This is a genomic window from Roseovarius roseus, from assembly GCF_043355935.2.
Taxonomy (GTDB): domain Bacteria; phylum Pseudomonadota; class Alphaproteobacteria; order Rhodobacterales; family Rhodobacteraceae; genus Roseovarius; species Roseovarius roseus.
Map to the genome: position 1 here is coordinate 94,409 of NZ_JBHFPE020000004.1, position 25,335 is coordinate 119,743.

Genomic DNA, 25,335 nt, shown 5'->3' on the forward strand with positions numbered 1-25,335 from the left:
ACAATCTGGCGCAGGATCAGTCTTCGGCATGGGTCAGTTTGGGCACATCCGCGGCCCCCGCCGAGCCGCGCCCGGAGAGCGACGGGTTTTCCATGAAGAAGCGGTGGCAGTTGAAGGCGAATTCGCCTTCAGGGACGGGTATGCGCTCGAAGCCGCCATCGGGCTTCATAACCCAGCTTTGCGCCGTATCGGCCATGTTGGCGGCCAGAACCTGCGATGTGATCTGCGCCTTGACGGTAGGGTTCTCGATCTCGACAAGCGTCTCGACGCGGCGGTTGAGGTTGCGGCCCATCCAGTCGGCGGAGGAGATGTAGACACGCGCCTTTTTGTGCGGCAGGCCGTGGCCCGCGCCGAAACAGACGATCCGGCTATGCTCCAGAAACCGTCCGACGATGGATTTGACGCGGATATTCTCGCTGAGGCCCGCGACGCCGGGGCGCAGCCCGCAGATGCCGCGCACCACGAGGCTGATGCGGACGCCCGCCTGGCTGGCGGCATAGAGCGCGTCGATGATATCGGGCTCGATCAGTGCGTTCATCTTGGCCCAGATCTCGGCGGGGCGGCCCGCCTCGGCATGCTCGATCTCGGCAGCGATCATTTCCAGCAGGCGGGGCTTCAGCGTGGTAGGCGAAATGGCGAGGTTTTCCAGCATCTCGGGCTGGGCGTAGCCCGAAAGGTAGTTGAAGACCTTGGTGGCGTCGCGCCCCAGCGCGGTGTTGCAGGTGAAGAAGGACAGATCGGTGTAGATGCGCGCGGTGATGGGGTGGTAATTGCCGGTGCCGTAATGGGTATAAGTTACCAGATGATCGCCCTCGCGGCGGACCACGGTGCTGATTTTCGCGTGGGTTTTCAGATCAAGGAATCCGTAGACGACGTGTGCGCCCGCGCGCTCCAGGCGGCGTGACTGCCGGATGTTCGCGGCCTCGTCAAAGCGCGCCTTCAGCTCGACCAGCGCGGTGACGGATTTGCCGTTCTCGGCCGCCTCGCACAGCGCCTCGACGATGGGCGAGAGGTTGGAGGTGCGATAGAGCGTCTGCTTGATGGCCACCACATCGGGATCGTTCGCCGCCTGCTTGAGAAAGCGGATGACCATGTCGAACGTCTCATAGGGGTGATGCAGCAGCATATCCTTTTGCCGGATCGCCGCAAACATGTCGCCGTCGAAATCCTGCACCCGTTCGGGCACACGCGGTGAGAAGCTGGGCCAGAGAAGGTCGGGCCGGGCCTCGAGCACCAGTTCCTTGAGATCGGCCAGTCCGATCATGCCCTCGACCTCGACCACCTCGTCCGGTGTGACGTGCAATTCTTCCATTACGAGGCTGCGCAGCGCGTCCGGCGCATCGGCGGTGATGTTCATGCGCACCACCTCGCCGCGGCGGCGCCGTTTCAACGCGACCTCGAATTCGCGCACGAGGTCCTCGGCCTCTTCCTCGACCTCCAGATCGCTGTCGCGCAGGACGCGAAAGGCGCAATGGCCCTTGTATTTGTAACCCGGAAAGAGGCTGTGCAGATGCAGGATCAGCAGTTCTTCGAGCGGGAGGAACCGGTGTGCGCCGACCGCCCCCGGCAGCGCGACAAAGCGGTCGATCTGCTGCGGAATGGGCAGGAGCGCCTGCAGCGGGCGTTTGTCGCGGGTGCGCATCAGGTTCAGCGCAAGGGTATAGCCAAGGTTCGGGATGAAGGGAAACGGATGCGCCGGGTCGATCGCCAGCGGCGAGAGGACCGGAAAGACATTGTTCAGGAAAACATCGTTCAGATAGGTTTGGTCATCTTCAGTCAGGTCCGCGCCCGACATGATGGTGATCTGCTCGCCCTCCAGCTCATCGCGGAGCTGTTGATAGGTCTGCTGCTGCGCGCCCAGCAGGCGACGGGCGTTTTCGTTGATCAGCACCAGCTGCTCGGCCGGCGTCAGCCCGTCTGCGGCGGGGGTCGTGTTGCCCGCGCGGGCCAGCTCGCGCAGGCCGGCGACGCGCACGTTGTAGAACTCATCCAGGTTGGTGGCCGAGATCGACAGGAAGCGCAGCCGCTCCAGCAGGGGCACACGCAGGTTCTGCGCCTCTTCCAACACGCGCCAGTTGAAACCCAGCCAGCTAAGCTCGCGGTTGTAGAACCGGCCGGGGCCGGTGCGATCCAGATCAGGCAGGTCCTGAGCGGGCGGAAAGGGCGAGGCAAGGAAATCTGCGTAATTCATAAGGCGGGAAATAGCGGCCTGATATGACGGGAGTGTGATAAAGCGGGGCAAGGTTGAGTGTGGCTCTAGAGGCCCAGCTTGTCCAGCACCTCGGCGGCTAGGGCGCGCGTGACCGGGCGCCGCCGCTCGAGCGCGAGCTGGTCAATCGCCGCCACCACGCGGCCCGCATCCCCGAAGGCGCGCGGCATGCGTCGCACGAGATAGGGGATGGTACCCGGCGTCGGCAGGATCTGCCGGTCGCCCATCTGCTTCATCAGGACGGCTGCAAGCAGCTCGTCATCCGGCTCTTTCAGCGTGCAGGTGGGCGTGGCCTGCATCCGGCTAGCCAGATCGGGCAAAACCAGCGGCCAATGGTTGGGCGCGCTGCGCGCCGTGATCAGAAGAGAGTTGCCCTCGGCCAATGTGAGGTTGTGCAGGTGAAAGAACGCTTCTTCCGCGTCTTTTTGACCGGCGATGGTATCGGCGCCCTCGATGGCGACATGTCCAGCGGCAAGGGTCGGGATATCGGCGCCGGGCAGGTCCTTTGCAGGCAGAATGACAGCCCCGCAAAGATCGCGCCAGACATGGACCAGATGCGTCTTGCCCGAGCCGGGCGGGCCGTTCAGCACCAGCTTGCGCGCCGGCCAGTCCTGCCAGCCCTCGATCAGCGCAACGGCGGTTGCATTGGCCGACGAGACGTAGAAATCATCCCGGCCCTGTGCGGGCATGGTGACCAGATCGAGGCTGAGCTGACGGGGCGGGACGATCCGGCGCGCCATCACAGGCCGTCTTGCTTCGGGGCTCCGCGGTAGAGCTGGCTGTCCTTGTACCGCCCGATGGCATAGCGCGCCAAGACGCCGATCGCCGCCGCGACAGGGACCGCCACCAGCATCCCGACAAAGCCGAACAATGTACCGAAGACCGTCAGGGCGAAGATCAGCCAGACAGGATGCAGCCCGATCGAACTGCCGACCAGCTTGGGCGTGAGGATGTTGCCCTCGATCGTCTGGCCCAGCACGAAGATCACCGCGACGAGGCCGATTTGCAGCCAATCCCCCCAGAACTGGAAAAGGGCGAGGCCGATGGCCAGAACGCCGCCCACCAGCGCGCCGACATAGGGAATGAAGGTCAGCAGGCCCGCGGCAAACCCCACGACAAGCCCGAATTGCAGACCGGCCAGCATGAGCGCTACGGCATAATAGGTGCCAAGGATGAGGCAGACGGTGCCCATCCCCCGGATGAAGCCCGACATCGTGGCATCGATCTCGCCCGCGAGGTAGCGGATCACGGGGGCATGTTCGCGCGGCAGCATATCGTCGAGGCGCGCCACCATGCGGTCCCAATCATATAGCAGGTAGACCGCGACAACCGGAACCACGACGAAAAGAACAAGCACGCTGATCAGCGACGAGACTGAGCCGAGTATCGCCTCCAGCATCTGGCCGCCGCGTTCCTTGATCGTCTCGCCGATGGCTGTGAGCGACTGGCGCAGCGCACTGTCGGCGTCGGCAATGTCAGGAAAATGATTGTTGGCAAAGACTTGCAACTTGCGCGTCAACTCTGGCGCGCTCTCGATCAGGGCCGTCGTCTGGTTGACCAATGTCGGCACCACCAACAAGGTCATCGCGATGAAGATCAGCAGACACAGGACTGCGATGACCGCGACCGACATGGCGCGGTTGAGACCGAGGCGTTCAAGCCTGTCGGCCACGGGATCAAGAAAATAGGCGATGGCCGCGCCGACGACAAAGGGCAGTATCACATCGCCGAGCACCCAAAGCACGCCAAGAAAGACCGCCGCAGCGATCCCCCAGTATTTCAGCTGCGTCGATACGGGCAGGGCCATGATGTCCTTTCAGGTGGGCGTCTGACACATGTCGCCCAAGCAGCGCGCGCTTTCAAGTGCGTGTTTGCGCCGAAACAGTGCCTTGTGCATCACGCGTGGCTTGCCGGGGGGCGCGTCAGGCCATAAACGGGGGCAAATGTCCCTGTCCCTCCGAGAGGATCGTCATGCGCCTGTCCCGCTATTTTCTGCCCGTTCTGAAAGAGACGCCCGCCGAGGCGCAGATCGTGTCCCATCGCCTGATGCTGCGCGCGGGCATGATCAAGCAGGCGGGGGCCGGGATCTATTCGTGGCTGCCCATGGGCTTCAAGGTGTTGCGCAAGCTGGAGAATATCGTCCACGAGGAGCAAATTCGCGCAGGTCACATGCCGATGCTGATGCCGGTGATCCAGCCCGCCGACCTCTGGCGCGAAAGTGGGCGCTATGACGCCTATGGCGCCGAGATGCTGCGCATCAAGGACCGGCAGGACCGTGACATGCTGTTCACTCCCACCGCAGAAGAGCTGATCACGGATATTTTCCGCGCAAATGTCAGCAGCTACAAGGATCTGCCGCTGACGATGTATCAGATCCAGTGGAAATTCCGCGACGAGATGCGCCCGCGCTTTGGCGTGATGCGGGGCCGCGAGTTCTACATGAAGGACGGCTACAACTTCGATTTGACCAAGGAGGATGCGTTGCACGCTTATAACCGCCATCTGGTCAGCTACCTGCGCACTTATGAGCGCATGGGCCTGCAAGCCATCCCGATGCGCGCCGATAGCGGCCCGATCGGCGGCGACGACACGCATGAATTCCTGGTGCTGGCCGAGACGGGCGAGAGCGAGGTGTTCTATGACAGCGAGATCACCGATCTGAAATTCGGCGACCGAGAAGTGGATTACCAATCTCACGAGGCCTGCCGCGCCGTTCTGGACGAGTTCACATCGCGCTATGCCCGCACTGATGAGACCCATGACGAGGCCCTGTTCAATGAGGTCCCCGAAGAGCGCCGCCGCACGGCGCGCGGCATCGAGGTGGGGCAGATCTTCTACTTCGGCACCAAGTATTCGGACGCCATGGGCGCGACCGTGCAGGGCCCGGATGGCAAATCCGTGCCGGTCCATATGGGCAGCCACGGGATCGGCGTCAGCCGCCTTGTGGGCGCGATCATCGAGGCCAGCCATGATGACAAGGGCATCATCTGGCCCGAGGGTGTGACGCCCTTCCATGCGGGGATCGTCAACCTCAAGCAGGGCGACGCCGAGGCGCACGCGGCCTGCGACGCGCTTTATGACGGGCTGGTCGCGCTGGGCCTCGACCCGCTTTACGACGACCGCGATGAGCGGGCGGGCGGCAAGTTCGCCACGATGGACCTGATCGGCCTGCCGTGGCGGATCACCGTGGGGCCGCGCGGGCTCAAGAACGGTGTGGTCGAACTGACCAGCCGCCGCACCGGCGAGAGCGAGGAAATGCCGCCCGAGGACGCGATCAAGCGCCTCGCCGAGATCTACGCGCCTCACCGCGTGGCGACGCCTTTCTGAATGCTGCTGCGCGCCCTCACATTGGTGGGCGGTCTCGCCGGGGCGGCGGGGTTATCGCAATTTCCCGAGTTCTCGCAGCAATATGTGCAGCGTCTGGGCGGCGCGGTGGATGAGCTGGGCCGCTTCGTGGCCGAGTTTGACGCCGATGCCGCCGAGGTCGGGCTGAGCCGCGAGGCGGCGCTGTCTGATCTGGCGCAGGGCGGCGTGATGGGGGCCAAGCGGGCCGAGACGATGGAGGGCGTGATCCTGCGTCACCATCGGTTGTCCTCGGATCTGGCGGCACTGCGCAGTGCCGGGCCGTTCACCCGCGCCCACCGCATGGGCAAGTTCGCCGATCCCGAGATCGCCGAAGCCGCGTGGCAGGAGTTTCAGCCCGCCGTGCCCCTGACTGCGGCGGGCGGCATCTTTGCCGGGGCTGGATTTCTGGGCGGGCTGGCCGTTGTCGGAGGCGTTCTGGCGCTTTTGCGCGCGCCCTTTCGCCGGAGGCGCGCCGGCGTCGCTTGACGGCGGACGGCAACCCGGCGCAAGTTGCGCCGAATTTTGAGGAAAGGTTCCTGACGTGGCAGGCAAATCGCCCCCCTTCGCGCCCTATGAATGGATGATCGCCTGGCGGTACCTGCGCGCCAAGCGGGCGGAGGGCGGCGTCAGCGTGATGACGTGGATCTCGCTGATCGGGATTACTCTGGCGGTGCTGGCTCTGATCGCAACACTGGCTGTAAGGGCCGGATTTCGCGCGGAATTCGTCGATACGATCCTTGGGTCTAACGCGCATGTCACCGTCTATGACGCGGGCGAGGTCGATGCCGCCTCGGGCCGGATCGACCGGCTGATTGAGGATTATCCCGCCATGGCCGAGCGCGTGCGCGCGGTGCCGGGCGTGACCCGCGTCGCCCCCCTGATCAAGGGGCAGGTGATGGCCAATGCGCGCGATCGGAACGCAGGCGTCGAGGTGTTCGGGATCACGCTGGAGGATCTGAAGGGCATCCCGCGCATCGCGGACCCCGAGACCGGGCAGGGCGATATCGAGCAGTTCGGGACCGGCATCGCCATAGGCTCGGGCGTGGCGCGCGAATTGGGCGTGGGCGTGGGTGACCGGGTCAAGATCATCTCGCCCGGCGGGGTCAAGACCGCCTTTGGCACCACCCCGCGCGTCAATGCCTATGACGTGGCCTATATCTTCAGCGCTGGGCGCTGGGATATCGACCGCACGCGCGTCTACATGCCATTTGCCGAGGCGCAGTCGTTCTTTAACCGCGAGGGCGCGGCGGATGAGCTGGAGGTGATGGTCACCGACCCCGAGCAGGTGGGTGACATGGCTGTGCCCCTGATGCAGGCGGCGGGCGAAGGCGCGCTTCTTTGGACATGGAAGGACCAGTCGGGCGGCTTTCTGCGCGCGCTGGAGGTGGAGGACAACGTGATGTTCATCATCCTGTCGATCCTTGTGCTGATCGCGGCGATGAACATTACGTCGGGCCTGATCATGCTGGTCAAGAACAAGGGCCGCGATATCGGGATTCTGCGCACGATGGGCCTGACGGAGGGTTCGGTCTTGCGCGTGTTCTTCATCTGCGGGGCCTTCACCGGGATAATCGGCACCGCGATGGGGGTGATCCTTGGCTGTCTCTTCGCCATTTACATTGACCCGCTCTTTGCCTTCGTGAATTGGGCGATGGGGGGCGAGATATGGGATCCTTCGGTGCGCGGCATCTACTATCTGCCCGCCAAGCTGCAATTTGGCGATGTGATGTCTGCTGTGGCGCTGTCGCTGACGCTGTCCTTCATCGTGACCATTTTTCCCGCGCGCCGCGCCGCGCGCATGAACCCGGTGGAGGCGCTGCGCTATGAGTGATCCCGTGCTGCGCCTCAAAGGCATCGAAAAGATCTACAATCGCGGGAAGGAGGCCGAGATTGCCGTTTTGCGCGGCGCCGATCTGGACATCGCGCGCGGCGAGATCGTGGCGCTGGTTGCCCCCTCGGGGGCCGGCAAATCCACGCTCCTGCATATTGCGGGGCTTTTGGACACGGCGGATGCGGGCGAGGTGTCGATCGGGGGCGAGGTGATGACCGGCCTTGGCGACCGGCGGCGCACGATTGCACGGCGGCGGGATGTGGGGTTCGTCTACCAGTTTCACCACCTTCTGCCCGAGTTTACGGCGCTTGAGAATATCGTGCTACCGCAACTGGCCGATGGCGTGCGCCGGAACGAGGCGCAGGTGCGCGCGCAGGAATTGCTGGATCACGTGGGCGTCGGGCCGCGCGCGGGGCACCGCCCGTCCGCCATGTCGGGGGGCGAGCAGCAGCGCGTCGCGTTTTGCCGTGCGCTGGCCAACAGTCCACGCCTGTTGCTGGCGGACGAGCCGACGGGCAACCTTGACCCGGCGACATCCGATCAGGTCTTTGCCACGCTGATGGGGCTGGTGCGGGAAACGGGGCTGTCGGCGCTGATCGCCACTCATAACCTCGAGCTGGCGGCGCGCATGGACCGGGTGGTCCGGCTGGATCACGGGCGCCTTGTACCGGGATGATTGACGCGGCAGGCCGGGCGGCGCAAAAGGCGGCATAGTTCAAGGAGCTTGCCATGCCCACCATCGCTACCACCGAAATCGAAGCCCTCTCGAAGGCCGCGCTGATGCGACACGGGGCCGAGGAATGGATCGCCGCCAGTGTGGCGGATGCCATCCGCGAGGCGGAAGCGACGGGCAACCCGATCTGCGGGCTGTATTATCTGGAGAGCTATTGCCAGCAGTTGGCAAGCGGCCGGGTCAAAGGCAGTGCCGCGCCCGAAGTGACGCGCCCGCGCCCCGGATCGGTCCGGGTGGATGCGAAGTTCGGCTTTGCGCAGGCGGCGTTTCAGAAGGCGCTACCCGAGGCGATCGCCGCCACGCGCGAGAATGGGACGGCGTCGCTGGCGGTCTGCCACGCGCATACCTGCACGTCACTGGGCTATTTCACGGGGCAGATCGCGCGTGCGGGGCTAATCGGGCTGGGCCTGACGAACGCAACGCCCATCGTCGCGCCGCCGGGCGGCAGCACGCGCGTGATCGGGACCAATCCCATCGCATTCTCGGTGCCGGACGGGCAGGGCGGTGTCGCCATGCAGTTCGACCAGTCCACGACCACCGTTGCGCTGGGCAAGATCACCATGGCCAAGGCGGCGGGTGAGGCGATCCCCGAAGGCTGGGCTGTCGACAAGGAAGGCCGCCCGACGACCGACCCGGAGGCGGCGCTGGCCGGCTCGCTGGTTAGCCTCGGGGGTAGCGCGGCGGGCTACAAGGGCTGGGGCTTTGGCCTGATGGCCGAAGTGCTGGCGGCGGGTCTGACCGGGGGGCTGGCCAGCCTGGATGTTGCGCCGCTGAAGGCGCCCGAGGGCGCGCCGCATGATCTGGGGCAGTTCTACCTGCTGATCGATCCGGGCATGTCCGAGCATTTCGCCGCGCGCCTTGCCCGACTGGCCGAGGGTGTGGCCGCCAATGAGGGCGCGCGGATGCCGGGGCAGGGGCGTGTCGAGGCTGTGCACGTCGACGTACCCGATGCCTTTTGGGCGCAGGTGCAAGGGCTGGCAGGGCGCGCCTGACGGCTTTGTCATTTGCCCGAAGCGGGGCGCAGAGTATCTTCCCCGTCAGGGAGGGATACATATGAGACATTTCATACTGGCGCTTTGCGCCGCCGCCGCGCTTGGCCTGCCTCAGGCCTCCGGCGCGCAAGAAGAACCCATTCGTGCCGTGATCGAGGCGCAGATCAGGGCCTTTGAGGCGGATGATTTCGACACGGCCTTTACCTATGCCAGCCCGACGATTCAGGGCATGTTTGGCACCGCACAGAATTTTGGCGCGATGGTCAAGGGCGGCTACCCCATGGTCTGGCGTCCAGACAATCTGCGGTTTCTGGCGTTGGAAGAGCGGGGCGGGCGGCTCTATCAGGACGTGATGATCCGTGATCTGGACGGCGCGCTGCATATTCTTGAGTACCAGATGCAACAGGGAGAAGATGGCCGGAAAATCAACGGCGTGACCATCCGGCGCGCGGCCGCCGGAACGGCCTGAAGCGCCACCACCGTCACGGTGCTGCCAGCGCCCGTTAACCTTGCATCTTTAAGTCCCTCAGCCAACCGGGCGCGCCCCGGTCTGGCGTCAATAGTGACATCCGCCGTCCGCTGACCGGGCCGGGTGCGAAAGGGAAAGCAAGATGAACAAGGCAGTTACCGACGGGATCCTCTTCATGCCGCCGAGCTTTGCGGATGGTCTGGGCGTCTGGTCAAGCGGCGATGGCACGCCGGGCTCGGACACCTATCTGAACGCGCCCAATGCGGCGTTTCTGCCCGCCGATCAGGACTTTGGCAGCACGCTGGAGCTGCAGAAGGCGCAGACGGTGCAGCGGTTGCGCTATATGGGGCAAACGCCGATCCTGCCCGGCTGCTACCTGCGCGTCACTGCGCGCATCAAGGCCATGTCGGGCAACCTGCCGACGGTGCGCATTGCGGGCCGCGCCAGTCTGCCGGACGGTGGCGCGGTCAGCGGGGCGGATGAGACCGGCCCAGAGATCACGCTGACCCGGTATGGTGAGGTGGTCGAGATCAGTGCGATTGTCGGGACCGGCCAGCGGCCCGGCGTTGACATGGTCTGGGGGCCGAGCGCCGCATATGGCCATTTTGGGCTGGACCTGATCGGCGTCAACGGCGGCGTCGTGCGCATCGACGATCTGGAGATCGAGGACGTCACCCGCGTTTTCCTGCGGGATCTGATCGACATCGTGGATGTGCGCGACTACGGCGCCATCGGTGACGGTGTGCATGACGACGCCCCTGCTTTTGAGGCGGCAGATGCCGCGGCGGCGGGGCGCGACGTTTTGGTGCCGGACGGCAACTACCGGCTTGGCGACAGTGTGACGATGCAATCCTCCGTCCGTTTCGACGGCACGGTTGTCATGGCGCGCGAGCATATTCTGGCGCTGACCCGTAACTACGACCTGCCCGCGTATATCGACGCCTTCGGCGATGAGGAAGAAGGGTTTCGCAAGGCGTTCCAGGCGCTCTTGAACAATTCTGGGCACGAGTCGCTCGACATGCAGGGGCGCATCATTTCGCTGTCCGGACCGATCGACATGGCCGCCGCCGTGCCTGACAAGACCTCTTACTCGCAGCGCCGCCTGATCAAGAATGGGCAATTCTCGGCGCTTGAGCGCACGGCATGGGAGACAGAGGTGGTCACCTCGCGCGCGACCTATTCGGCCAGTGACCCCCTGCGCCTGACCAATGTCGTCGACGTGGCCAACATCCCCCTGGGCGCGGTGGTCGAGGGTAATGGCGTCGGGCGCGAGGTCTATGTCGCGAGCATCGATATTCCGGCGCAGGAAGTGCGGTTGAGCCAGCAGCTTTACGATGCGGCGGGCACGCAGAATTTCACCTTTCGGCGGTTCAAATACATGCTGGATTTCAGTGGCTTCGAGAAGCTGAGCAAGTTCAGCCTGTCGAATATTGAATTTCAGGCCGGCGGCGATTGCAGCTGTGTGATGCTGCCGCAGGCGGGAACCGGGTTTCATTTCCGCGACTGTTTCTTTACCCGCCCCAAGGATCGCGGCATCTCCAGCCTGTCGGTGGGCGATCAGGGTATGATCGTGGACCGCTGCCAGTTTCTGTCGAATGAGGATGCCGAGCTGGTCGCGGATCGCACCTCTATCGCGCTGAATGCGAACGCCAATGACGTCAAGCTGCGCGACAACCGCGTGACGCGTTTCCGACACTTCGCCCTGCTGGCCGGGTCGAGCAATATCGTCTCGGGCAATCACTGGTTTCAGGGCGACGAGTCCAATGACGGCACGCGGACGGCGGGCCTGATCCTGACGCGCACCAACAGCCGGAGCACGGTCAATTCGAACTATGTCGACAATTGCTTTATCGAGTGGAGCAACGAGCATGACGCGGCGCCCGAATTCTCCAGCGAGTTCTCCTTCAGTGCGCTGAACATCGTCGACAACGTGTTTCTGGCGGGAAATGTCGCGCCCTGGTTCACGTTCATTGTGGTCAAGCCGCATGGGTCTGGGCATTATCTGAACGGCGTCAATGTCAGCGGCAACTCGTTCCGGATCATCGACGATCCCATCGACAGGATCGAGCGGATCGATACGACCTTTGCGGACCTGGATTATAACCGGATCAAGAACATTGCCTTTGCAGACAATACCTTTGGCAACATCTTTCACCCGGTCTCCAGCCCCCTGATGATCGAATACGAGCAATCGTCGCCCGCGCAGACTTGGACAATCGATGCGGGTCAAAACCTGCCATTCGGCGCCTTTGTGCAGACCGTCACATCGGCAATCCCCGCCGGGCCACTACGTGATGCGTCGGGATCGATCGTGCATGTTGCGCCCTATTACGAGGCCAAGCAGGGGCCGGACAGTAACTGGATACGCCTCCAATTCGGCACGCCGGTCCGAGGCACGATGACGGTAGTGATGCGGATCGACGATCCGTTCTGATACCGCCACAGACAAGGGGGATGGGGCAGGCCTGCGGGCCTGCCCTTTTTCGTTCAGAACGTCGGTGGGGTGCAGGCGCTGATGATCTCGCAGGGTTCGGGACCGACCTGTCGGAATCGGTGGGGATTGCGGCTGTCGAAATAGTAGGCGTCGCCGGGGCCCAGCACCTTGCGCTGATCGCCCACGGTCACCTCGACACGGCCCCGCACGACGATGCCGCCCTCTTCGGCCTCATGGCCGATCATGGTCCGGCCCGTGTCGGCGCCGATCTCGTAGGTTTCGGCAAGGATCATCATCGCGCGGCCATATAATGTGGTGCCAACCTGGCGCAGCGAGACGCCGTTCTTGCCGATCTGGGTCAGCTCTTCGGCAGCGTAGAAGACCTTGCGCTCGGCCTCGGGCTGGAAGGCGAAGAATTCGGAAAGAGCGATGGGAATTCCTTCGAGTATCCGTTTGAGGGCCGAGACAGATGGGTTCATCTTGCCGGCTTCGATCAGGGAAATGGTCGAATTGGGCACGCCCGTTTTCTTGGCCAGCGCCCGTTGCGACAGGCCCGCCTGCGCGCGTACTGCCTTGAGTCGCGGCCCCAATTCCAGATCGCCCTTACTCTCGGCCATGTTTGCGTTCCTGAACAGTTTTCACCCCGCTACAATTAAATCAATGGCTTGGCCCGCGCAAGAAACAGACTTTTGAGCGGTGATGAAACGGCGTACAGCAGGTGGCAGATCCGGGCAGGGCGAATCCGCGCCGGATATGGTACAATTTCTCGAAAGGATGCGTCATGTTGAACGCCGAGATCGCAGAACGCCGCACAGGCGCCATTTCGCAGGGCGTGGGCATGATGACCCAAGTCTATGCCGACCACGCCAAGAACTCCGAAGTGTGGGACGTCGAGGGCAACCGTTATATCGACTTTGCCGCCGGGATCGCCGTCGTCAACACTGGCCATTGCCACCCCAAGGTAATGCAGGCCGTGTCCGACCAGGTGGCCAAGTTTACCCATACCTGCCACCAGGTCCTGCCCTACGAGAATTACATTCGTCTGGCCGAGCGGCTGAACGAGAAGGTGCCGGGCGATTTTGACAAGAAGACCGTCTTTGTCACCACCGGCGCCGAGGCTGTCGAGAACGCGATCAAGGTCGCGCGTATCCACACGGGCCGTTCGGCGGTCATCGCCTTTGGCGGCGCGTTTCACGGTCGGACCTTCATGGGCATGTCCCTGACCGGCAAGGTCGCGCCCTACAAGAAGGGCTTTGGCGCGATGATGCCGGATGTCTATCATATCCCGTTCCCGATCGACCTGCACGGCATCTCGACCGAGGATGCAATGGCGTCGATGACGCAGCTCTTCAAATCCGATCTGGATCCGGGCCGCGTTGCCGCCATCATCATCGAGCCGGTTCAGGGCGAGGGTGGTTTCTATCCCGCACCCGCCGAGCTGATGCGCGGCCTGCGCAAGCTCTGTGACGAGCATGGCATCGTGATGATCGCGGATGAGGTTCAGACAGGCTTTGCGCGCACCGGTCATCTCTTTGCGATGGAAGGCTATGGCGTGGCCGCCGACATCACCACGATGGCCAAGGGTCTGGCTGGCGGTCTGCCGCTGGCGGCGCTGACGGGCCGTGCCGAGATCATGGATGCGGCGCATCCGGGCGGTCTGGGCGGTACCTATGGCGGCAACCCGCTGGGCATCGCGGCGTCGAACGCCGTTCTCGACGTGATCGAGGAGGAAGACCTCTGCAACCGCGCGAACGAGCTGGGCTCGCGCCTCAAGCAGCGCCTCGAATCGATCCGTTCGACCACGCCCGAGATGGTGGACGTGCGCGGTCCGGGCTTCATGGTGGCGGCCGAGTTCAACCTGCCCGACGGCAGCGCGCCCAACCCCGACATGACCAACCGCATCCGCATGGAAGCGCTGAAGCGGGGCCTGATCCTGCTGACCTGCGGCGTCTATGGCAACGTGATCCGCTTCCTCGCGCCGATCACCATCCAGGACGAGATCTTTGCCGAAGCGATGGATATCCTGGAGGAATCGATTGCGGCAGCGCGCGCGGCCTGAGGTTGCGCGATAGGGCAAAAGACAGGGGGCGGGCCGAAAGGTCCGCCCTTTTTGCTGGACGGCGTTGGCTCAAGCTCATGCTCCACCTCTTGTGGGGGAGGTGATGAGAACATATAAAGAACACATGACCCGCCAAACCCTCGATGACAAGCTTGCGATTCTGTCCGATGCCGCCAAATACGATGCCTCCTGCGCGTCGTCCGGCGGCACGAAACGCAATGCGCGCGGCGGGGGCCTCGGCTCGAACACGGGCAGCGGGATCTGCCACAGCTACGCGCCTGACGGGCGTTGCATCAGCCTGCTCAAGATCCTGATGACGAATTTCTGTATCTACGATTGCAGCTATTGCATCAACCGGGTCTCATCGAATGTGCCGCGCGCGCGGTTCTCGGTGGATGAGGTGGTCAAGCTGACCATCGAATTCTACCGCCGCAACTATATCGAGGGGCTGTTTCTGTCGTCTGGGGTCATCCGATCGCCCGATGCGACCATGTCGGACATGGTGCAGATTGCGCGCAAACTGCGCCACGAGGAGCATTTCAAGGGCTATATCCACCTCAAGACTATCCCGGACGCCGCGCCCGAGCTGATCGCCGAGGCGGGCCTTTTGTCGGATCGCTTGTCGATCAACGTGGAATTGCCCACCGATGCCGCGGTCGAGACCTACGCGCCCGAGAAAAACCCCGGCCAGATCCGCCGCGCGATGGCCGATGTGCGCCAGCGCCGCGACGCCTCCAAGGACTGCAGCCATACCGGCAAGCGGCCGCCGAAATTCGCTCCCGCCGGGCAGTCGACGCAGGTCATCATCGGCGCCGATGGCTCGACCGACGCCACGATTCTCGGCCAGTCGACGCGGCTCTATTCGGGCTACGGGCTGCGGCGGGTCTATTACTCGGCCTTCTCGCCCATCCCCGACAGCTCGGCCAAGTTGCCGCTGATCAGCCCGCCCTTGCAGCGCGAACATCGGCTTTATCAGGCCGATTGGCTATTGCGGTTCTATGGATTCGGCGTCGATGAGATCACCTCGGTCACGCCCGATGGCAATCTCGACCTCTCGATCGACCCCAAGCTGGCCTGGGCGATGCAACATCGCGGTCTTTTCCCGCTGGATGTGAACCGCGCCAGCCGCGATCTGCTGCTGCGCGTTCCGGGCTTTGGCGTCAAGACGGTGAACCGCATCCTGACGACGCGGCGCCACCGGCATCTGCGGTATGAGGATATCACGCGGATGGGCGCGTCGATGAAGAAGGCGGGCGCCTTTGTGACTGCAGGCGGCTGGACACCCGGCGCGCTGACCGACAGTGCCAATCTGCGGGCGCGCTTCGCGCCGCCGCCGGAACAGATGAGCCTCTTCTGATGCGCCAGGTCATCGTACCGCTGATCGGGGCCGCGGGTATCTGGCGAGACGCCGCGCGCGGCCTCTTGGCCGAAGGCGTGCCACCGCAGGATGTGCTGTGGAACGCCGAGGGGCAGGGCGACGCCCCCGACCTGTTCGGCGGCGATCAGCAGGCCCCGACCGGCGGCGGCGCCATCACGGTGCCGCGCAGTTTCATCGCGCTGGCAAACAGCGTCTGTTTTCATAGCGATCCGCAGCGATACGCCCGGCTTTATGCCTTTCTCTGGCGCTTGCGGTCGGCCCCGCACCTGATGTCCGACCGTGCTGATCCGGATTTGGCGAAGCTACGCCAGATGGAGAAGGCCGTGCATCGCTGCCGTCACAAGATGCGCGCGTTTGTCCGTTTTCGCGAGCTTGGCGGGGCAGGTTCCAATCGGCGCAGCTTCGGCGCGTGGTTCGAGCCCACGCATTACACGCTGGAAATGAACACCGCGTTTTTCCGCGACCGCTTTGCCGATATGAATTGGCGGATCGTCACGCCCGATGTGACGGCGATCCATGAAGGCGGTGCGGTGCGGCTCGAGCCGGGGCAGGCGGCCCCGAACCTGCCCGAGGATGCCAGCGAGGAGCTTTGGCTCACCTATTTTCGCAACATCTTCAATCCCGCGCGGCTCAAGATCAGCGCCATGACCTCGGAGATGCCGCGCAAATACTGGAAGAACCTGCCCGAGGCGGCGGCGATCCCGGAGCTCATCGCCAGCGCGCCGGCCCGCGCGCGTGAGATGGCCGAGGCCGCGCCAACGCTGCCGCCCCTGCGCGCCGCAGCCGCTCAGGCGCAGCTTGCGGCGCATAAATCGGTCTGGGTCGATCAGGGCGAGGGGCTCGAGGCCGAGATCCGGACCTGCACGCGCTGCCCGCTGCATTGCCGCGCGACGCAGGCGGTCTGCGGCGAGGGCCCCGAGGACGCGCGCCTGATGATCGTGGGCGAGCAGCCGGGCGACCGCGAGGATCTTGTGGGGCGGCCTTTCGTCGGCCCCGCCGGGCAGCTGCTGCACCGCGTTGCGCAGGAGGCGGGGCTGGACCGCGAGACGGCGTATGTGACCAATGCCGTCAAGCATTTCAAGCATATCCCGCGCGGCCGCCGCCGTATCCACCAGCGCCCCAATGCGGGCGAGGTCGAGCGGTGCAAATGGTGGCTGGAGGCCGAAATCGCCCGCACGAAGCCCGCGCTGATCCTTGCCATGGGCGCCACGGCTGCGCTGGCGCTGACCGGCTCGGGCGCGGGGATCACCGCGCGGCGCGGCAGGATCGAAAGGGCGCTGACCGGGCATGACGTTCTGCTGACGGTGCATCCGTCCTATCTGCTGCGTCTGTCGGAAGAGGCCGCGCGCGCCCGCGCCACCGCCGATTTCCGCGCCGATCTGGCGCTGGCGGCAGAGGCGACAGGCACGCTTCTGCGCGATCAGTCGTCCGGGCGGCCCAGCTCCCACGAGTCGGTGACGGTGGTATAATCGCGATAGCCCATGCGCGCGATGGGGCGCGCGCCGACCGTATCAAAACGCCCGTTCTTGATGTATTCATCGCGGATATGCGTCTGGACGACCTCGCCCAACACCAGGTAGCGATCGACAAGGTTGCCATGCCGGTCGCGCAGATGGATCACGTCGAGCGTCACGCATTCCAGCGCCGCGGGGCTGGCGGCGACGAAGGGCGTGCGGATGACCTGAGGCTGGCCCTGCTCGAGTCCCGCCGTCTCGAACTCGCTGACCCCCGAAGGCTCGGGCGCGGAGCTTTTGTTCATCTCATGCGTCAGCGCCTCGGTCGCGAGGGAAAAGGTAAATTCGCCCTGATCGCGCGCATACATGGCCGAATGCTTGGCCCCTTCGCTGGAGAACATCACCATGTCAGGGTCCGCGCCGATGGCGTTGAAAAACGAATAGGGCGCAAGGTTGGGCAGCCCGCCCGGATCGAGCGTGCCGATCCAGCCGATGGGACGCGGCGTGATGATGGCCTTGAGCGGGTTGTGCTTGAGCGTCTCGGGCCGATCGCTGCCGTAATTCATGTAAGATCTCCTGCTAGATGCCTTGCGGTACACCTTAACCCGCATGACCCGCGTGTCGAGCCATGGCGGCGCGTAGTGCGCGCAGGGTTTGGGTATTTGGTCCAAGAAAAAGCCATGGCTGATGCCTCAGGGGTCAAGGCGGGCGCGGTGATGCGGGTCCGCCAGATCGCGCAGCGCATCGCCCAGCAGCGTGGCGCCAAGCGCGGTCAGGGTAATCAGCGCGCCGGGCCAGAGCGCGCGCCCCGGATGGGCGCCCAGATGCGGCGTGCCATCATGCAAAAGGCGCCCCCAACTGGCGATATCGGGTGGAAAGCCGAGGCCGAGAAAGCTGAGGGCGCTTTCCATGAGGATGGCAGAGGCGACGCCAAGCGCCGCGGTGACGCCAAGCGGGCCGGCGATTGCGGGCAGGATATGGCGCCAGATCATCGGCGGCAGGCGTGTGCCGGTGCTGCGCGCGGCGCGGATATAGTCGCGCTGGCTGAGGCCCTGCACTTCGCCGCGCAGAATGCGCGCGGGCGCCATCCAGCTGGTGGCGCCGATGGCGAGGGTGATGAGCACGAAGAGGCCCGCCTCGAGGCCGAAGCGCTCCGCCAGCGGCCCGAGAAAGAGTGTTGCGGCAATAAGCAGGAGCGGCAGCAATGGCAGCGCCAGAAAGAGGTCCGTGAGGCGCATGAGCGGCCCGTCCAGCCGCCGCGAGAGGCCCGCAGCGATGCCGATGGCCGAACCGATGGTGATGGCGAGGATCATCGCCGCCAACCCGACGGCCAGCGAAAGTCGCCCTCCGGCCATCAGCCGCGCCAGCCCGTCGCGCCCCAGCTGATCGGTGCCGAGCGGGTGCGCAAGGCTGCTGCCCGCGTTGCGCACGGTCATATCCATAGCGCCGGGCGGCAGGGTCCAGACGGTGGGCCCCAGCAGCACAAAACAAGCGATGAGGCCAAGCAGAACCACCCCTGCAATCAGCCCGCGCCGCCTATGCATCGCGAAGCCCCCCTATGCGCAGCCGGGGATCGAGCCACGTCAGCGCGATATCGGAGGCGAGATTGGCCAGGACGATCATCAGCGCGATGAGGGCCGTGATCGTCTGCACGGTGGGCAGGTCGGTGGATTGCATCGAAGTGACCAACAACTGGCCGATGCCGTTCACACCAAAGATCGTCTCGGTGATGATCGCGCCGGCAAAGATCTGGGGCGCGCCGAGCGCGATGATCGGGACCACCGGGATCAGCGAATTGCGCAGGCCGTGATGCCAGATGACCCGCCTCTCGGGCAGGCCGAGGGCGCGGGCGGTTCGGATGTGATCAAGGCCCAGCGTATCTAGCATGGCCGCGCGCATGTAGCGGGTGATCTGCGCCGTCGTCTGCAGGCTGAGCACGGCGATGGGCAGCGCCATCTGGCCCATCTGGGCGCGCAGGCTGTCCCAGCCCGTGACCGCCAGCGTCGTATCATAGACTGAGGGCGCCCAGCCAAGCTGGATGGCAAAGAGATAGATAAGCACGGCCGCAGTGAAAAACGGCGGCAGCGCATAGCCGAGCGTCGCCAGCGCCGTGCCTGCGCGGTCCAGAAGCCCGCCGCGCCACCGGGCCGAGGCCACGCCAAGCGCGATGGCCGCACCGATCCCGATCAGATAGGCCGAGCCGACGACGATCACCGTCTGGGGCAGGCGCTGCGCGATCAGCGCCATCACGGGGCCGCGGGTCTGCCAGCTAAGGATCCGCGCCGCCCCTGCGGTCAGGTCGGTGCCAAGCGCCGCGTCCAGCGCGACGCCCGGTTCGATCACCAGCATCTGGACCAGCCATTTGCCGAACCTCACAGGAGCGGATTGCCCGAAACCAAGCGCCTCGCGCATCTGAGCGCGCACCTCCTCGGGAATGGTGGAGGGCAACTGGGCCATCGGATCGCCGGGGGCAAGTTCGAGCAGGGCAAAGATCACCGCCCAGATGACCAGAAGCGTCGGGATGGCCATGATCAGGCGGGACAGAAGGGGAGATCGCATTGGGTGGATGCCTTGGGTCGAGGGCCGCGGGGCGAGGGAGGGGCCGCGCGGCCACTCTAGGATGCGTGCGGCCCCGCTGGCAATGCGGCTAGCCCGTTCAGTCGGCGCGCAGGCGATGCCATTCGGCGATGTTCCACAGCTCGCTATCCCAGGCATTGAGGCGCACGCCGCCCAGCGAATTGGCATGGGCCGAAGTGCGGCCCCGGTCGATCAGCGGCACGACGACGTGTTGCTGCACCAGCATATCGTTCAGCGTGCGCGCCAGAGCGGCCCGGTCCGGCGCGCCTGCGGTGTGGGACAGGCGCGCCAGCAACGCATCATAGGCCGGATCGCACCAATGCCCGATATTCTGACCCCGCCAGCCATTCTCGGCGGACGGCGTATCATCACAGGACCAGCCGGCCAGATAGGCCTCGGGGTCAGGCCCGTCGGATGCGCCCGCATACATCTGAATATCTGCGTTGAATTTGATCAGCGTGTCGGGATTGCCCGGATCACTGCCGAAAAAGACCGAGCCATCGACCGCACGCAGCTCGGTACGCGCCCCGATCTGGCGCCACCATTCCTTGGCCAGCGTCTGAAAATCCTGGCGCACTGCGTTGGTCGAGGTCTGCAGCACCAGCTCCAGCTTCTCGCCTCCGCGTTCGCGGATCCCGTCGCCATCGTTGTCGATCCAGCCTGCGCCGGTCAGCAGGGCACGGGCCGCCTCGATATCCTGATCGCCGCAGGGATCATTGGCGTCCGAGGCGTAGATGGGTGGACCGGGCAGGATGTTGCAGGCGACGCGGCCGGTGGCGCCATAACCGATCTGCGCCATGAGGTCGCGGTCGAGCGCGAGCGCCAGCGCGCGGCGCACCGCCAGATCCTTCAGCGCCGGGTGAGGGCTGAAATCCGCGCCGGGCTGCGCAGGCTCACGCAGGTTGAAGGCCAGACGTTCGACCAGCGTCGAAAATGCGGTGACCACCTCGCCCTTGCCGCGCAAGGACATGGCCGAGAGCACCTCGGGCGCCAGTTGAAGGTTCCATGCATAGTCGAATTCGCCCGTCTCCAGCACTGCGCGTCCGGAAGAGGTGGCATCGCCCCCGCCTTTGAGGAGGAGCTCGGCAAAGGCGGGCTGGCCGGGGATGCGGTAGGCATCATTTGCGGTAAAAAGCGCGGTGTCGCCGGGCCGGAACTCGGCAACGGTGAAGGGGCCGGTGCCGATGGGGGCGAAATTCGCCTCGGTGCAGCTGGCAGCATCGGGGCCGATGCAATTTCTGAACTGCGCCTCCTGGATCAGCGGCGTCTGAGGGCCGACGAAGGCGGCATAGGGATAGGGTTTGGGCACCGAGAAATGCAGCACGGCGGTTTGCGTATCGGGGGTCTCGATCCGCTCGATATCGCGGAATTTGGCCAGTTGCGCGCATCCCGCGCCGGGGGCCGTGCAATAGCGATAGGTGAACGCGATGTCGCCCGAGGTGACGGGGCTGCCGTCGGACCATGTGAGGCCCGGCTTCAGCAGCCATGTGATGCTGCGCAAGTCGGGCGACACCCCGCCATTGGCAAGTGTCGGGATCTCCTCAGCCAGCCACGGGATCAGCTCGCCGTCGGGCGAGAGTCGTGCCAGAGGCTCGAGCACGGGCGAGGCCGCTTCGACGTCCTTCACCCCGCCGGATAGGTAGGGGTTGAGGGTGGACGGGGCCTGCCAGTAGATGACGCGCAGGGTTCCATCGCTGGCCCGGACCGCATCCCCCGCATGGGCCGGTCCGACCGCCAGGCCCAGCGCAGTAACGATCAGTGATGCGGCGAGTCGGGCAATCATCTGGATTTCCTTACGGGTACGGATGGCCCCACGGGCCAGCCTTGGGGCTTTCAGCTTCTCATTAACTGAAATATGCAGTGAGATGACACAAGGGTCAGGGGAAATTTACGGAAAAATATTCGTAAATCTCGCACCATGCCTCGCGCTTCGTCGTTATCGGTCCGCCATGGCGCCCCGGACCAATTCTGCCGGGAGGTGACACGATCCTGCCATTGCTGGATATCCGCGATCTGACGGTGCGCTATGCGGACCGCCGCGCGGCTGCGCCGGTGGCGGTCCGCGATGCGGCGCTCAGCATCGTACCGGGCGAGGCGCTGAGCATCATCGGCGCGTCGGGCGCTGGCAAATCGGCGCTGGCCGGTGCGCTGGTCGGGCTGCTGCCGAACGCCAAGGTCACGGGCAGCGCGCTCTGGCAGGGCGCGGATGGTGCGGCCTGCGATCTGCTGTCGTTGCCACAGCGGCGGATATGCGCCCTGCGCGGACGCGAGATCGGGATGATCTTTCAGGATCCGGCAACGGCGCTGGACCCGGTGATGCGGGCAGGCGCACAGGTGGCCGAGCCGATGCGCATACATCTGGGCCTGAACGCCACCGAGGCGCGGCAGCGCGCCACGGCACTGCTGGCGCGCGTAGGGCTGCCGGATCCGCATGCCTCCTATGACGCCTATCCGCATCAGCTGTCGGGCGGCATGCGCCAGCGTGTGACCATCGCAGCGACGCTGGCCTCGGGCCCGCGCCTCTTGATCGCGGACGAACCGACGACGGCGCTGGATGCGCCTCTGCGGGCTGGCATCCTCGATCTGCTGGACGGCCTGCGGCGCGAGACGGGCATGGCCCTTCTGACGGTCACCCATGACATGGACGCGGTGCGTCGCCTTGGCGGGCGCGTCCTGGTGATGGAGGCGGGGAAGATCGTCGAGGCTGGGCCAGTCGACGACATGCTGCGCGCCCCGCAGAAGGGCGCCACCCGCGCGCTGATCGACGCGGCCCGTCCGTTGCCACCGCCCGCAGCCATACCCTTCACGGCGCCCCTTCTCGAAATTGCAGGGCTGACCGTGCGCTATGGGCCGGGGCGCCCTGCGGTCCGGGGTGTCGACATGCACATTGCGCGTGGCGAGACGCTGGCGCTGGTCGGCGCATCGGGCAGCGGCAAATCCACCCTCGCGCGCGCAGCGCTGGGGTTGGAGCCTGCCGCGCACGGGGCGGTGTGCATCGGCGGCACGGATATCGCGGGGCTGCGCGGCGCGGCGCTGCGGCAGATGCGCCCGCGCATCCAGATGGTGTTTCAAGATCCGGTCACGTCACTCGATCCGCGCCGCCGGCTGGGGCGGCAGGTGGCCGATCCGCTCTGCAATTATGGTCGCAGCGCAGATGACGCGCGGGTCGCGCGCGCCTTCACGCAGGTCGGCCTTGCGCCCGAGCTGATGCTCCGCCTGCCGCACGAGGTCTCGGGGGGGCAGCGCCAGAGGGCCGCGATTGCCCGCGCCCTTGCGCTCGATCCGGATATTCTGGTGGTGGATGAGGGGCTGTCGGCGCTCGACAGCGTGCAGAGCGCGGCCATTCTGGCGCTGCTTCGGGCCGAGCAGGCGCGGCGTGGCCTCGCCATCCTGTTTGTCACCCATGATCTGAAGGCCGCGCGCGCCATCGCCCATCGCATCGCCGTCATGGAGGCGGGACGCATCGTCGAGGAGGGGCCCGCCGCACGGCTGCTGAGCGCGCCCGCGCATCCACATTCCCGCGCGCTCGTCGCGGCCTCGGCGCTGGGCGATCCCGCCCCGGCGCATTAGGCCCTTTACGGCGCTGCCCCCGAGGTTCATCCTGCCCCGCAGCGTGCCAAATGCGCCCGGCGCCCAAGGAGACACCCCATGCCCATCAAGAACCGCTTTGCCGAAACCCATGCCGACATCACCGCATGGCGCCGCGATATCCACGCCAATCCCGAGCTGATGTTCGACACGCATCGCACCAGCGCGCTGGTTGAGCAGAAATTGCGAGAATTCGGCTGCGACGAGGTGGTGATCGGGCTGGGGCGCACTGGCGTCGTGGGTGTGATCCACGGTCGCGCAAGCGCCTCGGGCAAAGTCGTGGGACTGCGCGCCGACATGGATGCGCTGCCCATTCACGAGACGACAGGCGCCGCCTATGCCAGTACCGTGCCAGGCGCGATGCATGCCTGCGGCCATGACGGGCATACCGCCATGCTGCTGGGCGCAGCGCAATACCTTGCCGAGACGCGCAATTTCGACGGCACGGCCATCGTCATCTTTCAGCCCGCCGAAGAGGGCGGGGGCGGCGCGGCGGTCATGTGCGAGGATGGCCTGATGGAGCGCTTCGGCATCCAGGAGGTCTATGGCATGCATAACTGGCCGGGCGTGCCTGTGGGAACATTTGCCATCCGGCCCGGGGGGTTCTTTGCCTCGACCGATGAGTTCGAGATCACGCTGACCGGGCGGGGCAGTCACGCCGCCAAGCCGCATGAAGGGGTCGATCCCATCGTCATGTCGGCGCAGCTGGTGACCATGCTGCAAACGGTGACCAGCCGCAACGCCGACCCGACTGAACAACTGGTCGTGTCGGTCACATCGATCGAATCCTCGAGCAAGGCGCTCAATATCATTCCCGGCTCGGTCCATCTGAAAGGCACGGTGCGCACGCTGAACAATGCGATGCGCGATCTGGCCGAGGCGCGCCTGCGCGGGATCTGCGACCATTTGGGCGCAGCAATGGGCGGCACCATCTCGCTGGATTTCCGCCCCGGCTATCCGGTGATGGTGAACCACCCGGCCCAGACCGATTTCGCCGCCGATGTTGCGCGCGGCATCGCGGGCGATTGCGCCGAGGCGCCGCTGGTCATGGGGGGCGAGGATTTCGCCTATATGCTGGAGGAGCGGCCCGGCGCCTATATCCTCGTCGGCAATGGCGACACCGCCGCAGTGCACAATTCCGACTATGATTTCAACGACGAGATCATCCCCGCCGGATGCAGCTGGTGGGCCGAGATTGTCGAGCGGCGGATGCCTGTCTAGGCCTCCCCGCGCCACATCGCGTCATAGACCGCGCCTATGCCATCGGCCTCGCGCGCGATGCTGAACCGCTCTACCGCCGTCTGGCGCGCGGCCTCAGCCATCGCCGCGTGGCGCTTTGGATCGCGCAGAAGGGCGCTCAGCGCGGTTGCGGCGCCCTCGGCATCCTTGGCGATCCAGCCGGCCGAATCCCCGGCGCTGAAGTCGCGGTAATATCCCGCTTCGGTCGCAACGAAGGGCACGCCGCTGGCCATGCCTTCCAGCGGGGCCATGCCATAGCCCTCGTAGACGGGCAATTGCACCACCATCGACAGGCCGCGGATAAGGGCGGGCAGCGCCTCGGGCGCGATCTCGCCGGGAAAGAGGATGCGGTTTTCAAGTCCCGCCTTGGCCACCTGCGCCTTGAGCCCTTCGAGAAAGGCCAGGTCCTTGCGCCCGGCGCGGCCCAGTACCAGCGCGGTGACCTCCGGGTGATCCGGTAGCAGGCTCAGCATCGCCTCGACAAAGCGATCAGTGCCCTTTTCCGGGCGAATGCGGCCGATCGTGGCGATCCCGCGCGCGCCGGGATAGCCGGTGGCGCGCCACGCGGCGGCGCGATCCTCGGCGGGTGTGTAGCGCTCGCAATCGACCCCATGGGGCACTACGGCGCGCACATGGGGCACGAAATCGGCGGCGCGCTGCGTGGTGGCGATGACGGCATCCATGCGCGAGATCAGCCAGCGCGGCAGGGCCGAATGGCGGCGCTGCGCGGCGGAGGTAAAGACGATGCGGATGGGAAGGCGCAGCACATCGCGCGCCCAGAGCGCGGCGCGCATCTCGGTGTTGCGGCGCACATGCCAGATGGCGAAATCACGGCCCTCGGGCGGGCGCCGGGTCAGGCGCCGCGCCTCGGCCACCGAAACCGGAGCGGGGCAGCCGGGCAGGGGCTGGCCCGCCAGCGCCAGATCGTAGCGTGGCACTTGCGCGCGCAGAACGCCCGCAGCCGTCGCCGAGACGCCAGTGAAATTGCGGTTGAAATTGGTGACGATCAGCTCGGTCACGGCGCGCT

21 protein-coding genes are annotated in these 25,335 nt (G+C 65.4%); 12 read left to right on the top strand and 9 right to left on the bottom strand.

Translation table 11 applies throughout. The features are described from left to right. Positions 1–16 precede the first annotated feature (16 nt). From ACEWPL_RS08755 to ACEWPL_RS08765, 3 genes are all read right to left on the bottom strand, one after another. A complete protein-coding gene (locus ACEWPL_RS08755; RefSeq protein ID WP_393931422.1) occupies positions 17–2,191 on the bottom strand; it encodes an RNA degradosome polyphosphate kinase in 2,175 nt (724 codons plus the stop codon). 65 nt (positions 2,192–2,256) lie between these two features. Then, positions 2,257–2,949, bottom strand: coding sequence for a P-loop NTPase family protein (locus ACEWPL_RS08760; protein ID WP_393931424.1), 693 nt, complete (start codon positions 2,947–2,949; stop codon positions 2,257–2,259). Continuing rightward, positions 2,949–4,016, bottom strand: a complete 1,068-nt coding sequence (locus ACEWPL_RS08765; protein ID WP_393931426.1) for an AI-2E family transporter — start codon at positions 4,014–4,016, stop codon at positions 2,949–2,951. Before ACEWPL_RS08765 ends, ACEWPL_RS08760 begins: the two co-directional genes overlap by 1 nt. A 164-nt stretch (positions 4,017–4,180) precedes the next feature. On the opposite strand from ACEWPL_RS08765, the gene proS reads away from it, so the two are divergent. From proS to ACEWPL_RS08800, 7 genes are all read left to right on the top strand, one after another. Then, on the top strand, positions 4,181–5,536 hold the full coding sequence (proS, locus tag ACEWPL_RS08770; RefSeq protein WP_393931428.1) for a proline--tRNA ligase: 1,356 nt from the start codon (positions 4,181–4,183) through the stop codon (positions 5,534–5,536). Beyond that, the gene (locus ACEWPL_RS08775) at positions 5,537–6,040 is read left to right on the top strand and encodes a DUF2937 family protein (protein ID WP_393931430.1); all 504 of its coding nucleotides are present in this window, start codon (positions 5,537–5,539) and stop codon (positions 6,038–6,040) included. Between the two features lie 55 nt (positions 6,041–6,095). Continuing rightward, positions 6,096–7,385, top strand: a complete 1,290-nt coding sequence (locus ACEWPL_RS08780; RefSeq protein ID WP_393931432.1) for a lipoprotein-releasing ABC transporter permease subunit — start codon at positions 6,096–6,098, stop codon at positions 7,383–7,385. Then, positions 7,378–8,061, top strand: coding sequence for an ABC transporter ATP-binding protein (locus ACEWPL_RS08785; protein ID WP_393931434.1), 684 nt, complete (start codon positions 7,378–7,380; stop codon positions 8,059–8,061). Before ACEWPL_RS08780 ends, ACEWPL_RS08785 begins: the two co-directional genes overlap by 8 nt. Positions 8,062–8,114: 53 nt before the next feature. Beyond that, entirely contained in the window at positions 8,115–9,110 is a 996-nt protein-coding gene (locus ACEWPL_RS08790) for an Ldh family oxidoreductase (protein ID WP_393931436.1), read from the top strand. A gap of 61 nt (positions 9,111–9,171) precedes the next feature. Continuing rightward, the gene (locus ACEWPL_RS08795) at positions 9,172–9,579 is read left to right on the top strand and encodes a DUF4864 domain-containing protein (protein ID WP_393931438.1); all 408 of its coding nucleotides are present in this window, start codon (positions 9,172–9,174) and stop codon (positions 9,577–9,579) included. A gap of 142 nt (positions 9,580–9,721) precedes the next feature. Then, positions 9,722–12,013, top strand: coding sequence for a right-handed parallel beta-helix repeat-containing protein (locus ACEWPL_RS08800; protein WP_393931441.1), 2,292 nt, complete (start codon positions 9,722–9,724; stop codon positions 12,011–12,013). A gap of 53 nt (positions 12,014–12,066) precedes the next feature. On the opposite strand, the gene ACEWPL_RS08805 is transcribed toward ACEWPL_RS08800, so the two are convergent. Next, positions 12,067–12,630: a cupin domain-containing protein gene (locus ACEWPL_RS08805; protein WP_393931442.1), complete on the bottom strand. Its 564-nt coding sequence runs from the start codon at positions 12,628–12,630 to the stop codon at positions 12,067–12,069. A gap of 164 nt (positions 12,631–12,794) precedes the next feature. On the opposite strand from ACEWPL_RS08805, the gene ACEWPL_RS08810 reads away from it, so the two are divergent. The 3 genes from ACEWPL_RS08810 to ACEWPL_RS08820 all read left to right on the top strand — a co-directional run bounded on the left by ACEWPL_RS08810 (position 12,795) and on the right by ACEWPL_RS08820 (position 16,919). Further along, positions 12,795–14,072 (top strand): 4-aminobutyrate--2-oxoglutarate transaminase, encoded by a 1,278-nt coding sequence (locus ACEWPL_RS08810; RefSeq protein WP_393931444.1) that lies wholly within the window; start codon positions 12,795–12,797, stop codon positions 14,070–14,072. Between the two features lie 124 nt (positions 14,073–14,196). Next, positions 14,197–15,429 carry a putative DNA modification/repair radical SAM protein gene (locus ACEWPL_RS08815; RefSeq protein WP_393931446.1) on the top strand — a complete coding sequence of 411 codons (1,233 nt, stop codon included), beginning with the start codon at positions 14,197–14,199 and terminating at the stop codon, positions 15,427–15,429. Beyond that, positions 15,429–16,919 (top strand): UdgX family uracil-DNA binding protein, encoded by a 1,491-nt coding sequence (locus ACEWPL_RS08820; RefSeq protein WP_393931448.1) that lies wholly within the window; start codon positions 15,429–15,431, stop codon positions 16,917–16,919. Before ACEWPL_RS08815 ends, ACEWPL_RS08820 begins: the two co-directional genes overlap by 1 nt. On the opposite strand, the gene ACEWPL_RS08825 is transcribed toward ACEWPL_RS08820, so the two are convergent. The 4 genes from ACEWPL_RS08825 to ACEWPL_RS08840 form a co-directional block, all read right to left on the bottom strand. Further along, positions 16,871–17,470, bottom strand: coding sequence for a flavin reductase family protein (locus tag ACEWPL_RS08825; RefSeq protein ID WP_393931450.1), 600 nt, complete (start codon positions 17,468–17,470; stop codon positions 16,871–16,873). The two genes, ACEWPL_RS08820 and ACEWPL_RS08825, sit on opposite strands and share 49 nt — an antisense overlap. Before the next feature lie 126 nt (positions 17,471–17,596). Beyond that, positions 17,597–18,448, bottom strand: a complete 852-nt coding sequence (locus ACEWPL_RS08830; protein WP_393931452.1) for an ABC transporter permease — start codon at positions 18,446–18,448, stop codon at positions 17,597–17,599. Continuing rightward, positions 18,441–19,463 carry an ABC transporter permease gene (locus tag ACEWPL_RS08835; RefSeq protein ID WP_393931454.1) on the bottom strand — a complete coding sequence of 341 codons (1,023 nt, stop codon included), beginning with the start codon at positions 19,461–19,463 and terminating at the stop codon, positions 18,441–18,443. The genes ACEWPL_RS08830 and ACEWPL_RS08835 overlap by 8 nt, the downstream gene beginning before the upstream one ends. 97 nt (positions 19,464–19,560) lie before the next feature. Continuing rightward, positions 19,561–21,264, bottom strand: coding sequence for a peptide ABC transporter substrate-binding protein (locus tag ACEWPL_RS08840; RefSeq protein ID WP_393931456.1), 1,704 nt, complete (start codon positions 21,262–21,264; stop codon positions 19,561–19,563). A gap of 212 nt (positions 21,265–21,476) precedes the next feature. On the opposite strand from ACEWPL_RS08840, the gene nikE reads away from it, so the two are divergent. Beyond that, complete coding sequence (gene nikE, locus ACEWPL_RS08845) at positions 21,477–23,051, top strand: nickel ABC transporter ATP-binding protein NikE (protein WP_393931458.1); 1,575 nt, start codon at positions 21,477–21,479, stop codon at positions 23,049–23,051. A gap of 78 nt (positions 23,052–23,129) precedes the next feature. Continuing rightward, positions 23,130–24,290, top strand: coding sequence for a M20 aminoacylase family protein (locus ACEWPL_RS08850; RefSeq protein ID WP_393931460.1), 1,161 nt, complete (start codon positions 23,130–23,132; stop codon positions 24,288–24,290). Here the strand turns inward: ACEWPL_RS08850 and ACEWPL_RS08855 are convergent. Further along, a complete protein-coding gene (locus tag ACEWPL_RS08855) occupies positions 24,287–25,327 on the bottom strand; it encodes a glycosyltransferase family 4 protein (protein ID WP_393931462.1) in 1,041 nt (346 codons plus the stop codon). The two genes, ACEWPL_RS08850 and ACEWPL_RS08855, sit on opposite strands and share 4 nt — an antisense overlap. Between the last annotated feature and the right edge of the window lie 8 nt (positions 25,328–25,335).

Coding starts and splice junctions, on each gene's coding strand:
- ACEWPL_RS08795 (WP_393931438.1), top strand. CDS start 9,172: ATGAGACATTTCATACTGGCGCTTTGCGCCGCCGCCGCGCTTGGCCTG.
- ACEWPL_RS08765 (WP_393931426.1), bottom strand. CDS start 4,016: ATGGCCCTGCCCGTATCGACGCAGCTGAAATACTGGGGGATCGCTGCG.
- ACEWPL_RS08820 (WP_393931448.1), top strand. CDS start 15,429: ATGCGCCAGGTCATCGTACCGCTGATCGGGGCCGCGGGTATCTGGCGA.
- ACEWPL_RS08830 (WP_393931452.1), bottom strand. CDS start 18,448: ATGCATAGGCGGCGCGGGCTGATTGCAGGGGTGGTTCTGCTTGGCCTC.
- ACEWPL_RS08755 (WP_393931422.1), bottom strand. CDS start 2,191: ATGAATTACGCAGATTTCCTTGCCTCGCCCTTTCCGCCCGCTCAGGAC.
- proS (WP_393931428.1), top strand. CDS start 4,181: ATGCGCCTGTCCCGCTATTTTCTGCCCGTTCTGAAAGAGACGCCCGCC.
- ACEWPL_RS08800 (WP_393931441.1), top strand. CDS start 9,722: ATGAACAAGGCAGTTACCGACGGGATCCTCTTCATGCCGCCGAGCTTT.
- ACEWPL_RS08835 (WP_393931454.1), bottom strand. CDS start 19,463: ATGCGATCTCCCCTTCTGTCCCGCCTGATCATGGCCATCCCGACGCTT.
- ACEWPL_RS08775 (WP_393931430.1), top strand. CDS start 5,537: ATGCTGCTGCGCGCCCTCACATTGGTGGGCGGTCTCGCCGGGGCGGCG.
- ACEWPL_RS08790 (WP_393931436.1), top strand. CDS start 8,115: ATGCCCACCATCGCTACCACCGAAATCGAAGCCCTCTCGAAGGCCGCG.
- ACEWPL_RS08760 (WP_393931424.1), bottom strand. CDS start 2,949: ATGGCGCGCCGGATCGTCCCGCCCCGTCAGCTCAGCCTCGATCTGGTC.
- ACEWPL_RS08840 (WP_393931456.1), bottom strand. CDS start 21,264: ATGATTGCCCGACTCGCCGCATCACTGATCGTTACTGCGCTGGGCCTG.
- ACEWPL_RS08850 (WP_393931460.1), top strand. CDS start 23,130: ATGCCCATCAAGAACCGCTTTGCCGAAACCCATGCCGACATCACCGCA.
- ACEWPL_RS08810 (WP_393931444.1), top strand. CDS start 12,795: ATGTTGAACGCCGAGATCGCAGAACGCCGCACAGGCGCCATTTCGCAG.
- ACEWPL_RS08815 (WP_393931446.1), top strand. CDS start 14,197: ATGACCCGCCAAACCCTCGATGACAAGCTTGCGATTCTGTCCGATGCC.
- ACEWPL_RS08825 (WP_393931450.1), bottom strand. CDS start 17,470: ATGAATTACGGCAGCGATCGGCCCGAGACGCTCAAGCACAACCCGCTC.
- ACEWPL_RS08805 (WP_393931442.1), bottom strand. CDS start 12,630: ATGGCCGAGAGTAAGGGCGATCTGGAATTGGGGCCGCGACTCAAGGCA.
- ACEWPL_RS08785 (WP_393931434.1), top strand. CDS start 7,378: ATGAGTGATCCCGTGCTGCGCCTCAAAGGCATCGAAAAGATCTACAAT.